General features: G+C 47.8%; 9 protein-coding genes. 1 reads left to right on the top strand and 8 read right to left on the bottom strand.

Annotated elements, in window-relative coordinates; all coding sequences use genetic code 11:
* Nucleotides 1–387: 387 nt before the first annotated feature.
* The 4 genes from BSEL_RS05140 to BSEL_RS05120 all read right to left on the bottom strand — a co-directional run bounded on the left by BSEL_RS05140 (nucleotide 388) and on the right by BSEL_RS05120 (nucleotide 10,150).
* Nucleotides 388–1,077: an S-layer homology domain-containing protein gene (locus tag BSEL_RS05140; protein ID WP_013171938.1), complete on the bottom strand. Its 690-nt coding sequence runs from the start codon at nucleotides 1,075–1,077 to the stop codon at nucleotides 388–390.
* Between the two features lie 191 nt (nucleotides 1,078–1,268).
* Nucleotides 1,269–7,247, bottom strand: a complete 5,979-nt coding sequence (locus BSEL_RS17005) for a 5'-nucleotidase C-terminal domain-containing protein (protein ID WP_013171937.1) — start codon at nucleotides 7,245–7,247, stop codon at nucleotides 1,269–1,271.
* 105 nt (nucleotides 7,248–7,352) lie between these two features.
* Nucleotides 7,353–9,596, bottom strand: a complete 2,244-nt coding sequence (locus tag BSEL_RS17000) for a M14 family zinc carboxypeptidase (protein WP_013171936.1) — start codon at nucleotides 9,594–9,596, stop codon at nucleotides 7,353–7,355.
* A gap of 62 nt (nucleotides 9,597–9,658) precedes the next feature.
* Nucleotides 9,659–10,150 carry a YajQ family cyclic di-GMP-binding protein gene (locus BSEL_RS05120; RefSeq protein ID WP_013171935.1) on the bottom strand — a complete coding sequence of 164 codons (492 nt, stop codon included), beginning with the start codon at nucleotides 10,148–10,150 and terminating at the stop codon, nucleotides 9,659–9,661.
* A 236-nt stretch (nucleotides 10,151–10,386) separates the two neighbouring features.
* Between BSEL_RS05120 and BSEL_RS05115 the strand changes: the two genes are divergently transcribed.
* Complete coding sequence (locus tag BSEL_RS05115) at nucleotides 10,387–10,968, top strand: TetR/AcrR family transcriptional regulator (protein ID WP_013171934.1); 582 nt, start codon at nucleotides 10,387–10,389, stop codon at nucleotides 10,966–10,968.
* Between the two features lie 47 nt (nucleotides 10,969–11,015).
* Here BSEL_RS05115 and BSEL_RS05110 read toward each other — a convergent pair whose 3' ends face one another.
* The 4 genes from BSEL_RS05110 to BSEL_RS05095 are packed head-to-tail and all read right to left on the bottom strand — an operon-like array spanning nucleotide 11,016 to nucleotide 14,339.
* Nucleotides 11,016–12,239 carry an alanyl-tRNA editing protein gene (locus BSEL_RS05110; protein ID WP_013171933.1) on the bottom strand — a complete coding sequence of 408 codons (1,224 nt, stop codon included), beginning with the start codon at nucleotides 12,237–12,239 and terminating at the stop codon, nucleotides 11,016–11,018.
* 33 nt (nucleotides 12,240–12,272) lie between these two features.
* Nucleotides 12,273–12,695 carry a VanZ family protein gene (locus tag BSEL_RS05105; protein WP_013171932.1) on the bottom strand — a complete coding sequence of 141 codons (423 nt, stop codon included), beginning with the start codon at nucleotides 12,693–12,695 and terminating at the stop codon, nucleotides 12,273–12,275.
* A gap of 4 nt (nucleotides 12,696–12,699) precedes the next feature.
* Nucleotides 12,700–13,575, bottom strand: coding sequence for a 5-oxoprolinase subunit C family protein (locus tag BSEL_RS05100; protein ID WP_013171931.1), 876 nt, complete (start codon nucleotides 13,573–13,575; stop codon nucleotides 12,700–12,702).
* Entirely contained in the window at nucleotides 13,575–14,339 is a 765-nt protein-coding gene (locus tag BSEL_RS05095; protein WP_013171930.1) for a LamB/YcsF family protein, read from the bottom strand. The genes BSEL_RS05100 and BSEL_RS05095 overlap by 1 nt, the downstream gene beginning before the upstream one ends.
* Nucleotides 14,340–14,342: the final 3 nt, after the last annotated feature.

Genomic DNA, 14,342 nt, shown 5'->3' with positions numbered 1-14,342 from the left:
AATCATTATGTTCTTATTGTGCAATTATTGCACAATTTAAGAAAACGTTTGCACAAATGAATATAATAATAGAACTTGATATATCAAGTTCTTCGCTTTTTGTGCAACCGCTTTCTACTTTATATTGTATTTACTTTTCTATAAAAATGCAACTGATTTCTTAAAAATAGCACTGTTAAAGTTTAATGTTGTTTCCAATTGCTATCGGCGGACGCTTACAGCAGGCTTGCCTCAGCTAACTTTCGCTCTGGGAAAGTGGATGTTCGGACTGCGCTTTTCCCGCAGGTGTCTCCGCCTGTCGCTTTTTCAAACCGAAATTTCAACAACAGACTTTACCAGAGCCTAATAAAAAAACAGCCGGACAAATGTCCGACTGTTTGCATGTAATCAGTAAATATCAACAACTCTGAATTCCTCAGGCTCTTCAGCATCATCATCTTCTGGTGGTGTCACATCTCCAGAACCCATGCTTCTGTGTACGAATACAGAGAAGTCACCTCGTGTGATATTGTCATCAGAACCGAAACGGCCTCCGCCTATACCCTCCGTAATGCCCTGATCGTAAAGTGCCTGTACAAAATCCTGCGTACTGCCACCACGATCTGAGAAAGAGTATGTATCACTTGTTTTCTCAAGAGCAAATGCACGAGACAGAATGACTGCCATTTCAGCACGGGTAATCGTATCCCGTGGTGCAAATGTTCCATCTGGATATCCGCCTGTGATTTGCTGTTCTTTCAGCCAGTTAGCGGCATTAAAATAACGGTCTGTTGTTGGAATATCCACAAATGGATCTTCAAATGTTACATTCGGATTATTGAGATCTTCATAACTCAATGCCCTTGCAATCATCACTGCAGCATCTCCCCGGGTGATATTATCCTGAAAACGGAATGTACCATCAGGAAAACCGGAAATAATCTCCTGGTCAACCAGTGCGTATACGGCAGGGCCCACCCGGTGATCTCTTGGTAAATCCGGGAAATCGTCAGAACCATTATTCGCCATAACAGCAATGCTTCCTGCAAATATTGCGCCTACTAAGAGCATAACCATCAATAAAGCTTTTCTGCGCATCACTTTACCTCCTCTGTCACTCTACATTAAGTTTAATAAAAATTTCCTTCTGATTCAAGAGAAACCTGAATCTTTCAAGGCCTTTGTTGATATTCGTTCATTATATCGGCATTAATCCGTAAATGTTTATGCTTTGAATCAAAAAAGACGCAAGGGAACGAATCCCCTGCGCCTCATTTTAAACTGTTTGATTATTCAGCTGCTGCGAAATCATCTGCGAATCGCGGCTTGAGCTGAAGTGTGCCTCTAAATTCAGCAACAAGTCCCGTCACATCGATTATATCGCCTTCTTCAAAATCAAAATTATCAGCTTCAACACCTGTACGGTTGTCAACACGGATTAAAAACGAGTCGTCACCGGAAACAGCTGTAAATTCAAATGTGCCAAAATTGTTCACGACATCATATTCGGTAATTTCCACATTCTCAAATGTGAGAATCTGACCTTCGTCACTCTTTGTTACATCACTCATCAATTCAACACGCGGTGCCGGAACTTCCTGATCGGCTTCGATCAGTTCCGATGCCTTGGCATCGACTTGAAGTTCGTCATTAAAGATATCCAAGTCACCGCTGATACTTACACGGTCGCCCATTTCGAAATCATGGCTTTCGATATCGACATAAATCCCGCCTGTTTCGTCCTGAATAGCAAAACGATCGCCACCCCACGAACCTGGGACTGTTGTAACAATACCCTCAATCTTCCCGCTCTCACCTTCATTCAGATCACGGAAATCAGCAATACTCATTTCGTCATAATCTGTTTCAGGTTCTTCAGGAACGTCACCTGTGATCGTGTAGTCAGACGTATCTCTCATGCCCGGTTGACTGAAATAAGCCGATAAAGAACCGGTAACCATGACCTCAACACCCAGCAAATCAATGTTATCTTGCAGGTTCAGGTCCGTTCTGACCTGGTTTTGAGGAAGCTGTACAGGCAGCATATTTGAGCGTTCTGTTTCATCAGCAGAATCAGCAATCAGAATATTCGTGCCTGAGTGATTGCCATCTGCGGACAGTACAGGGCTGCCATTGATTGAACCAACAATATACCCTCTGACAGTCGCTTCACCGCTGTTATAAGTGATCGCTTCTGCAACACTCATATCGTCACGGTCAAAGTCCGCAATGACTTCAACAGTCAATCGAAGTGTTGCTGTCTTACCGTTGGCATCTTCAGCAGTATAAACAACCGTATACACACCCGGCTGATCTACATCAACATCATCACCGGAACGCGTAACCTCTAAATCAGTTCCTTCATGATCTTCTGCAGAAACTGCAGGATAGTCGAAGTCATCTCCGACAGTCAATTCAATTCGACGATTGTCATTCAAATCTGCATCATCAAATGAAATGCTCGGACCAGGAACAATCTCATAATCAGGATCAATATCAGGGACACTGAATTGAACCATCATTGGATCGTGGTCACTCGCACGCCCATGTACTTCCATAAAGTCAGAGTTGATATTCATGGAGTCGACTTCAAGTTCAGCAGTCAGGCTGCCGGTTACTAAAATGGAGTCGAGGGACTGGGAGTACCCATTGTAATTGTACGTGTACTGCGCATTACGCGGCAGTTCAAAAATCGCATTGTGCAGATCGCCACGTTCAGCCATTTCTGTTACTGGTGGTGACCATGGATAATCGTTAAAGTCACCGACAACAACCACATTTGCACCGTCGTCTCCGTGAGCTTCATTTAAATCACCAACAAAATCGCCGATGACTTCTGCAATTTCCATACGCTGAACACGACTGCCCTGTTCGGCCGGTTGTTCCATGCCGTAAGGAGCCATGTCTCCACGCTTGGAATTCCAGTGGTTACCAATAACAAAGACTGGTTCACCTTTGAAAATAAACTCACTGACAACCGGTTTACGAGAGTTTCTGAATGCATCGTTTTGCGGATCGATCAGCCCTGTACCAAAGTTCAGGCTGCCGTCTTCCTGCACTTCAAGAGCATCTTCAAATGTTCCTACACTTGAATCCGCCAATTCAACACGGTCAACACGGTACAGATGACCATTCCGGATGTTACCGCCCGGGATACCGCCATCCTGTCCCTGCTCAGGAGCGACCTCTGCATAAGCGTATTCAACGCCTACTTCATCATAAATCGCATCAATCAGTACCTGATAGCTTTCAGACGCGCTTGTGTCTGGACCAACTCTTGTATCATAGTTGTCCATGACCTCAACGAGGGTAATCACGTCTGGCGCATTCAGTTCAACAGCCATTGAATAGGCAAGTCTCGCTGTTTTTTCAGCATCGCTTTCCGGACTGAAATTTTCAACGTTATATGTGGCAACGGACATTTTGTCTTCGTCCATTTCGATCGTCGTTTCATCACGACGCTCTAGCCCACCGTCTTGAAGCTCAGGCAGACCGCCATCAATTGGCTCGATTTTGAAGTTTCCAAAATTATAGCCAACAACACCGGTGATTTCTTCTTCGAAAAAGTCACCTGTTTTTGCTGTTGTACCGCCTGGTACATTCACAAAAAGAACTTCCGTAACCATCTCAGGAGCAAAGTCACCAAGATCAGTCTGTTCGAGATATACACCGCCTGCATCAGTACGGTTATCAAGATCCCATTCTTCAGAAATCACTGTCAGCTCATTGTATTTCTGAGGACCGGTAACAGTCACCTGACCTGGAACTTCAACGAGCATGCCTTCAAGACTTTCAAAGAAGTCAATGGCATTGACAGTTGCATCAAAATGATCCGGATTTTCTGGATCATAGTTACCAAAATCCGCGACCGGTACAGAAGGAATTTCACGATCAATTCCGATTACTACCGGATCGGGAAGATCATTGCCTTCGGACACGACAGAAACAGACGTCGCAGAAATTTGTGTAGTCGTCAAATCATTGTTACCATCAAAACCATTTTCCTCATATTCAACAACAGTTCCGTCAACTTCTACGAGATCTCCTTCGCTGACACTGTGGCCAGGTCGGTATACGTAGATCCCTTCGGATGTGTTCACATCTCCGTCACTTTCTTCAGACTGGAAATAGAAACCGCTGTTTTCTGTGTGCGTCACAATACCCGGAACGGATCTTACAACCTGATCCACGTATGGTGATACGTGCTGCGCACCCTGAATATCATAAATTTCCAACTCTCCAGCTTCTGGAAGAATGCCATATTGATATTCACGAATGACGCTGTCACCAAGTCCATCTGAAATCGCAATAGTCTTGAGTGTTACTTCTTCGTCGATCACAATAGGCTCTGTATAAAGTGTACTGTTTTCATCCGGATCTGAGCCATCAAGCGTGTAGTAGATCTCTGCATCGCGTGTTGCCGAAGAGAGCACTACTTCCGTACCGGAAGCAACATCTCCAGATTCTACATTGGCACGGGCCGGCTGAGTGACTGTAGCATCTTCGATCAAGTCATCATCATTTCGCGGCATGAGTTTATTATCAAAGAAATGATAGTTCACAACACCAACAATGGCGTCATAGTCTGTATTCTCTGAAACAGAGCTGTGCGAACCAAGTACAATAAAATCGCCTTCTGCATCTCTTGCATTGAAATCATCATGCTGAGGATTATCAAGCACTTCAACATCCTGAATTTCAATCAGTTTACCCTGAACATCGTCTAAATCACCTTCAAAAAACGAAGAGTCAACAATCTCAGGCTCGATCATGCCATGATTGGCTTCGACAAGACTCGAATCATCAACGAGCAATTGAATCATGTCTCTAAAATGATTAATTTCTCCTGTGAATTCAACCATGTCACCAATATTATACATGCTGCCAAGACCGCTCCCGCGAACCAAGATCGCCGCAGAATCATCTTGTACATACATATTGGTCTGACCGCCTTGTTCAAAATAGGCTGTCACCGTACCACGAAGGGTTACATCCTCTGTACCAATCTCATTATCACGGGCATCCATGATGGACGGTACATCAACTTCCTCAGCCGGACCTTCTGTAATACGGCCTTCGATCGTTGGTGCTACTTCGCCTACTTCATCGACAAGAGCGAGGGCATGATCACGCAGAATCTCCCAGTCAGTCTGACCGACGATGGAATAACGTGTTTCTTCCCATGCCTGCGCCAAGACGTCATAACCGTCTCCGCCAGCTGCCGTGAAGTTGTTTGTTGCCACCTTGTACGTACGGTCCATATCAAGCGGCGCATACTCCCCGTCTTCATGTACCATCACAGAGTGAACGCGTTCGCCAGCATCCTGCCCGCTGTCAAACTTGAACGTCATCCCTGCCACTTGCATGAATCCGCCATTCTCTCCAGGGAAGTCTTTCACACTTGTTTCAAGGACTTCCATGATTTCTTCACCCGTCAGATCCATCACCGTCAACCGGTTACCGAATGGCTGAACGGTAATCATATCACCTACGGTGATTTCATAAGGGCCGTCACCTTCTGCCGTTTCCGGAAGCGGTGCCCGGATACCCCCACCGTTCTGGAATGCAATCGCTGTTTCAGGATACGCATTCTGTCCGGCACGCAAATAGGCATCTGCAATCAGGTTACCAAGTGCAGTCTCATTGGCACGAACGCTGACTTCACTGTCACCGCCAAGACGCGGGTTCGGAAGCTGTTCATTCACCGAAAAACCTGCCGGCGTGTTCGCCAGTTCTTCCACTGCTTCTGTAAATGGAATCAGTTCTTCTGCGGCCTGTGGATCTGCTTCTCTTTCATTCACATCGAGAAGTTCACCTTTCCATGCATGGATCACACCTTCGTCGTCAAACACGACATCGAGTGTGCCGACTGCACGGCCATATTCACCGGCCTGGACGATCACGGTCGGTTCGATCTCATTACCATCCGCATCTTCTGTCACCATAACCGGCTCATTAAGATAGTCATGGCTGTGACCGCCGACGATGATGTCAATGCCTTCAACTTCCTGGGCAAGACGCATGTCGTTTCCGACGCTTGGGTCACTTTCAAAGCCAAGGTGCGTCAATGCAATGATCTTGTTTACGCCGTCTGCTTCGAACAGCGATACCATTCGCTCAGACGCTTCTGCAAAATCTTCAAACTGTACATCGACTGTGCTTGAAATATCAACGGTATCTTCCGTGTTAATCCCGAAGATCCCGACTTCTTCGCCATCAATCTCTGTGACGATGCCGTCATAAATCATGCCGCCTTCGGCTTCGTACGTAATACCGTCTTTATTGGTTGTCAAATCATCAAATTCCGGGTGCGCTGAGAAGTCCATGTTCGCTCCGAGTGATGGGAAGTTTGCTCCCCGCACGAAGTTCGCAAGATCTTCATGGGCAAATTCTGCTTCGGAGTCACCTAAATCAAACTCGTGGTTCCCGAATACAAACGCATCATAGTCCATCATATTCATGAAGTGAAGCGCTGCCTGCCCTCTGAATTCGTTAAAATAAAGGGTACCGGAGAAAATATCCCCTGCATCAAGGAGCAATGAATCCGGTCGCGTCATACGCGCTTCGTTTACTGTTGTTATCATTTGCGGGTATTGATCAACCCGTCCGTGGAGGTCATTCGTATGCAGAACCGACACGCGGTCAAGCGCCATCGTACGATAAGTAAAGGACGCATACTCCGCACGGATGACAGGATTCTGTGGCAGATAGTCGTCAAAACGGTCCGTCAGACCAAGATTCGCGAATGTCTGTACATCCTGTACGTGTGCATCGCTGACGTTGTCCAGGTAAATCTCAACATCGCCACCGTGGACATTCTCAGGGAGTTCGAATGCTCTTACGAGCACACTCGCTGTCTGTTCACGTGTGATCGTGTTGTATGGATAAAACGCGCCTGCATTACCGCCTTCGAAAATACCGGCATGTGTCACTGCCGCAATTTCTTTGGCTCTAGGATGATTCGCTGAAACGTCTGAATAGCGCTCAAGGGTGCTGTCCAGGTCTTCAGGGACATCAAGTCCGAGTGCACGGTAGAGAACAATGGCCACCTGTTGGCGTTCCATATTGTCCTGAATACCGAAGCTGCCGTCAGGGTAGCCTTGCAGGATCCCCTCTTCGGCCAATGCACGGATTGCTTCAGCATGTGTATAATCGTCATCCACATCGCTGAAGCCATGCTCGTGTGCCATTGGCGTTGCTGCGAACATCAGCATGGCCAAGACAAACGAAAGCATAACGGTTAATCTTTTTCCCAGTTTACTTTGCATGTTGTTACCTCCTATTTATTTTATTATGGTGCAATTTCTATCATAACACTTCTATTACATTCCAATCAATAGAAAGCGTTTACAGTTGTCAGACTTCGTTTTTCCCTACCGAACATGGTTTGCCACAGCCAGTCCTGCATGCTGATTTCTCTGCCAAACCCTGTCCCACTGATGAAGAGGTACAGGCATCGCCCCTGTAAATGGTGCGATTTCGACTGTAATTGCAGGGACTCCTTTACTCACGGCTATCCAGTCTGAATAACCCCCACCGCTTCTTGAACTCGTCAAATCCAAGATCGGATAACCTGTTACGTTTCGCATCAAATTGCTCATCTCTGACATCCCCCCATTCAATCTTGATCGTGCGAAGAGCACTTCTCCCGATGAATGATAGGACATGACTGCAAGGAAATTATGTTTATTCATAAGGTTATACATGAATATTGCTTCCGGTTCCGTTAGTGGTTGACGGCCTTTATAATTTTGAGGTGCCGGCCTTCCCGGATTGTTACTGATGGTTGACCAATAGGTTGGGAACTGACGGTTTAAATCCACGCCCCTGATATTCGCTTTCCAGCTCGTAAAGTTTCTGCTTCCGTTATTCCATTGAATCAGACTGGATGATTCGCGCATGCCGGACGAGCCTCTTTGAACAAGTGTCACGCCATCAGGGTTGACCATGGGTACAAACCAAATCGAAACGTCGTCCAGAATTTCAGAAGGACTGTATCTTCCAAGCGTCCTGTTTTGGGAATATGCCCGGGCATATTCATCAATCATATTCATCATCACATTCGTCGTCATATGCTCTCTGGCGTGAAACGAACCGTTGAACATGACTTTCTTGTCACCATTGCCGAGTTTGACAACGGGGATATCCCGTCCCTGGACCGACTTCCCTGAACTCACTACAGAAATGAGATTCGGGTACATAGCTTCAAGGACTTCAAGATCACGTGTCATCGTCTGATGACTGTAATTTTGGCGCGGTTGAATCACTTTACTTATTGTTGGTGTAACTGCCGGGGCATAAATATAGCCGCGTTTTGATGCAAAATTAATCTCATACCACTGACCTGTTTTTGCAGTAACGTTTAAAACTGTACCCCGTTCAACAGTCCCAATCGATGTGCGTCCCCCTCGTGATGAATCATACACAGTCATTCTTTTGTCAGCTCTTACTTCAACCAGCGGACTCCCTCCAGATACGATCGGATACTGCTGCGTTGTCGGGAATGTTCCACCTTTATAAATATATCCTTTCGAACTGCCAAACTGAATCTCATGCCAGTTTCTTCCGTAATCCCTTGTGCGGTGATAAGTCTGATGGGGAAGAAGCCGGCCCACTGCTTCCAACTGTCCGGAACGGTTGTCATAAATAACAGCGCCGTTTGTCCCGGTTGTGAAAAACCTGTCGTTCGTTGCAAATGTACGCGAAACCGTCGCTTTATTAATATAACCAATGCGCCCGCCGAAACTCACTTCATACCAATTTGCTCCGTAATCACGCAAAATAGTCAAAGTGCGCCCTTGCTCCACTCTTGCAAATTCGTGAAGCGAACCCGTTGAATTATCAAAAATCGGGGCCGGCCTTTCGACAGTCAATGTCCCAAGAGTTCTGTCAGAGCGGACCGGTTTAGGCATAAAATCAGGATGTGATGAGGATGTCGCACCTTTATATACATATCCTCTCCAGTTACCCATATTGATTTCGTGCCAATTAGCCCCATAATCTCTTGCAATCCTGAAAGTTTCACCAGCTTTTAAATATCCAGCCGCCTCGAGTCCACTGGAAGTTTGTCTGTAAACTGGTGTATCACGGTTATGTACCCTGAAATAATCGGGGTGACTCAAGCGCACTTCGCTCGTCAGTGCCCCCTCAATATAACCTTTCACTCCCGCGAACTCGACAACGAAATAATCACCATTTTGTCCTTGTACATCAAGTTCCTTTCCCGGATATAACAGGCCAAGCCGCTTCTCCTCTTTAGCATCCGAATACACCGGCACCTGCTGTGACAGCATAACTTTCTTTTCGACAGCACGATTGACGGTTTCGGGGGTCTCCACCGATGGTTTCGTAGCCCCCCTATAAATAAAATAACGTGAACCGCCCGTTGCAACCATATGCCAGTTCGATCCCAGCCGGCCGCTTTCTCTAAATACCGTTCCGCTATCCAGGAATCCTAAGGCTTCGAGACTTCCCGTTGAATTATCATAGAGCGTTGCTCTTACTTCTGTCTCGTACACACCCCCTTTGTCTGCCGTCGACACTTCTTCAGCTGAGATCAAAGACGGAATCAGAAACAACAAGACGATCAACACTGCCATTTTAATTGCTTTATTCATAAACAAACCACCTCTTCTCATTAGGGTGACAAGCGAAAAGCAATTCCTCATCAAGCTGATCGTTACCGGTAATTCGTGAACTGAAGAGGCAGATCAAGATCCGCTTCCCGAAGAGCCGCAATGACTTTCTGCAAATCATCCTTGTTCTTCCCGGTTACACGGATCTGTTCATCCTGAATCTGTGTTTTCACCTTCAGTCCTTTCTCCTTAATCAGGTTCGTAATCTTCTTGGCATTGTCTTTATCAATGCCTTGAACAAGCTTCGCACGCTGACGGACCGTTCCCCCGGATGCACCCTCCATCTTGCCGTAATCGAGACTTTTCAATGATACTTCCTGCTTGATCAGTTTGTTGACAAGGACATCCTTCAACTGATCCATCTTGTATTCATCGTCGGACACGAGGACGAGTTCCTCTTTCTCAAGCTTCACGTCGCTTTTACTGCCTTTAAAATCATAGCGGGTCGTAATTTCTTTCACCGTCATAACCACTGCGTTTTGCACTTTCGAAAAATCCACTTTCGATACAATATCAAATGATGCATCTTTTGCCATCACCAAACACCTCTTTCCAATATATAGTCTCTTTAGTATAAGCGATTTTCAGGCATTTATCATCTCCCTTCTGTCATTATAACGATGCAAAAGTCATTTTTAACTTGATCTTCGCCCAACATTATCATGCTGTAAATCGATTTCCCTGCTTCACCATTTCTGCGACTATAATGAACAGAATCAGGGAATATGCTCAGTAGATGACACATTCACAGCAAACGAAAGGGGCAATGATTATGGACAAGCGGGTCATACGGACGATACGGGATATACATGAGACGACCATCAGTCTCTGTGAAGACATTCCGGTTTCAGAGCTGACTTTTTCGAAAATTGCTGATGAAGCCGGCTATAGCCGGGGAACACTGTATCAGCACTACCGGAATGTAGAGGATTTGATCCGGGCCGTTGAAGCGGAAAAAGTGGAAGGACTGATTCACGCATTCCGAAAACCTTATGTAAATGGCAAGCCGCATGCAGAAGGATCTTATCGCTTCAAGCCTGATGATGTGGAGATCTTTTCTTACATTTTTAAAGAAAGGCGTTTCTTTACCATGGTGATGACAAATCCCAATTTCGCAGGTTTTCGCGATCACCTGATTGAGCTCTTTATCGATATGTTCACAAGTGATCTCGATTATCTCGTAAAGGACCTGAACGGGTTCGTGAAAGAACGCTTCGTTGAAGTGCAGTCCTACAGCCTCTTTGGACTCATCGCTGAATGGGTCCGTCGTGATTATCAAGAGCCGGTAACAGAGATGAATGAACAGTTGATCAGGGCCTTTTTCTGTCATGAGAATCAGATCAGCTACCGCTAAAGAGCACCAAAAGGGACCGGTTCCGAGTTAGAGACCAGTCCCCTTTTTCATTGATCCTGTTTCAGGATGTCAGAAACCCTGCTTTTAAAAGCCTCCAGTGAGAGGTCTGCTTTACCGCCACCCTGCAGTTTTTTGGGACTGCCACCGCCTTTCCCCTGGATCAGGGCAAAGACGTCCTTTTCAACCCGTTTCAGATCAACACCGCAGTCACGACCTGCTGCAAGGACGAACTCCAGATGCGAATCGCCGTTGTCATCCTTACTGACTGTGGCAAACAGAACCGGCCTGTCCGGCAGTGCCTGAACCGCTTTTGCCGAGAGCTTCTGAAGCTCCTTCATGCCGAAATCCTCTTTGATAAACGGAACCATCGCTTCCTTCGTATTCACAGCTCCCTTGAGCCAGTCTGCAAATAACTGCTCGAGGAGCTGTTCCTTCAGGGATCGCATTTCTTTATCGAGGCGCTGATGGGCGTCGATCTGCTTGTGAAGGGTATCCGTGATCCCTTCCGGCGGGCTGTTCAGTAATCGTGATGCTTCATCCGTGATCCGCTGGAACTGTCTTAACCGCGCCACTGCACGTCCGCCTGCGAGATACGTTATCCTGAGGCCTCCGCGTGCCCGTTCCATGCCCGTCAGATGAACCAGCTGGACTTCTCCGGTCCTTAACGGGTGCGTTCCACCACACGGATTATAATCAATGCCTTCCACGATGACGAGCCTCACGTCACCTGAAACCGCAGGCGTCTTTCTGAGAGGATAACGATCCGCTTCTTCCCGGGTAACATTCGTAGTGTTTATGAGGTGATTCTCCCGGATCCACGTATTCACCTGATCCACAGCCTCTAACACTTCCCTCTCCGTCAGATCGTCCCAAGTCACTTCGATGGCGCACTCCTCGGATCCGAGATGCACACTGACTGTCGGTGCGTCAAACTGATCATCCAACACCGCCGACAACAGATGCTGGGCATGGTGCTGTTGCATATAATCCAATCGCCGGTTCCAGTCAAGCTTACAGTGGACCGTGTCTCCCACATTCACCTCAACACCTCTTTCAACCATATGCCGGATCTCTCCGTCCTCCAGTTGAACATCTGTCACCGGTAAGCCCGAAATCGAACCCTTGTCCGCAGGCTGTCCCCCACCTTCCGGATAGAACCACGTCTGATCGAAGACGAGATATACGGTACCGCCCTCATCCTTTGCGACCTTTGTTACTGTGGCATCAAAGTCCGTTTTATACGGATCTGTTATGTATCCCTTTACCGTCATTGTGATTCCCCCTGTCTCATCCTTACCTGTTTCTTACGTCACCACTTCCCAGCGATTCCGATAGTACCAGACGAGAAACGTTCCGAGTCCGACACCGAGGATGTTCAAAAACACGTCGACAAACCACGCCGTCCGTCCGAAGAACGGCTGGACCATCTCGACGAATATGACGAATACCGTCAGAACGGTAATGACTTTCCAGCGCCAGCCGAGCCAGTGAAAAGCAAGGAAGCTGAGCGTCATAGTGCCAAGAATATGGCTCACCTTATTCGGATCTGTCACGACATCGATAACCCGAAGATCCTCCCGTTCAAAAAACGTGCGCCAGCTCGGGGTTTCATTCCACATAAAGACAAGTTCCTGTTCACGCATCAGAAGAAACGGATTTGCATTCCACATTGCGAGTAAATACAGACTCAAAAACAGTAAAAACAACAGCATTCTGCCCCACTTCATCCGCTTAACCGCCTCTCACAAACTGAAATTGCACTGCTCCGCCCGGCTGGAGCTGGGCGACTTTCCATAACTCATCTTCCTTTACCGTTCCAATCGACGTGTAACCACCCGTCGTCTGGGCATCCATCAGGAGGATCATCGGCTGACCGTCCTGTGCCACCTGGATTGTTCCGGGCATCACCGCCTCTGAGAGAATATCCGCCCCGCTTTGATGCGTGAGAGGTTCCTCTCCCTTTAAAACGGCCCCCATCCGGTCCCCGGCAGACAGCCTGAACACGCCACTCTGAAAGAGACGAAGAGCCTCTCTGGTAAAACGGGCGTCATGGCGTCCGGGATGTACGTCGAGGGAGATGGTCCGGTCGTACACCGGACGCTGCCGTGGACTGATGATCCGCCGTGAATGCTTCTTCACATCTTTCAACGGGTAACAAGTGGCAATCCGGTCTCCTTTTGTGAACCGACACCCGATTCCCGCTGTTTCACAGACCGATCGGCTTCCGAGAATTCGTTCACCCTCGAACCCGCCTGAAACGGCTATATATACCCGCATCCCGGTAACAGGTCCTTTGAATAAGAGCTCATCACCCTCGCGCACGAGGAGGGTTTGCCAAATCTCCGTCTTTTTCCCATTGATCCTGCAATCGAGATCCGCTCCGGTAATGGCAATCTCCGCCGTTTCAAGCACATCGAGCGTGACATTGCCCATCGTAACTTCAAGGACCGCATCCGACGGCTGATTGCCTGCAAGATGATTGGCGAATTTTGCTGCTAGTGGATCGAGTGCCCCGCTTACGGGAAAGCCAAGATTACGGTATCCGGTTCGCCCCTGATCCTGGATAGAGAGCGACACTCCGGCTTTTTTAACTTGAAACAGCTCCATTATCCCCTGCCTCCCACAGGAAGAATACGGATGCCCATGGACTCTAAAGAAGCCCGGACTGTTCGGGCAAGAGCGGTCGCTTCCTTGCCGTCACCGTGAAAACAGATCGTATCCGCCTGAACAGGGATCTGCCTTCCTCCGGTTGAGGTGACCAACCCCTCTTCAATCATCGCCATCACCTGTCGCTTAATCTGAGCAGGATCGGTCAGGACCGCGTTCGGTTTTGTTCTTGGGGTTAATTGTCCTTCATCGGTGTACGTACGGTCGGCGAAGACCTCTTCGGCAACGCTGAGCCCGGAAGCCCGGCCTTCGTTAACCAGAACACTGCCTGCGAGACCAACAAGAACCGCACTTGGCACCACATCAGATACCGCACGAACCACTGCTCGTGCTGCATCTTCGTCCACGGCTGCGAGGTTGTAAAGCGCACCATGAGGCTTTACATGATGAATCTGTGTCCCGTGTGCCCGGCAAAAGCCGTCCAAGGCCCCGATCTGATAAACCGTCAGAGCATGGATCTCATCTGCCGGCATGGCGACTGCACGCCTCCCGAAACCGATGAGATCCTGATAGCCTGGATGAGCGCCGATTTTGACTCCTTTCTCCGTTGCAAGAGCCACCGTCTCCGCCATTGTCCGGTAATCGCCGGCATGAAATCCGCAGGCGATGTTCGCAGAGGTGATCACGTCCATCAGACCCTCGTCGTCACCCAGATCATAGACGCCAAAGCGTTCTCCGAGATCGGCATTGATATCCACCCGCATGCA

Origin of the sequence: [Bacillus] selenitireducens MLS10, from assembly GCF_000093085.1 — a bacterium.
GTDB lineage: Bacteria > Bacillota > Bacilli > Bacillales > Salisediminibacteriaceae > Salisediminibacterium > Salisediminibacterium selenitireducens.
Note: the sequence above shows the minus strand (reverse complement) of the source record. Positions and strands in the feature narration are given on the sequence as shown.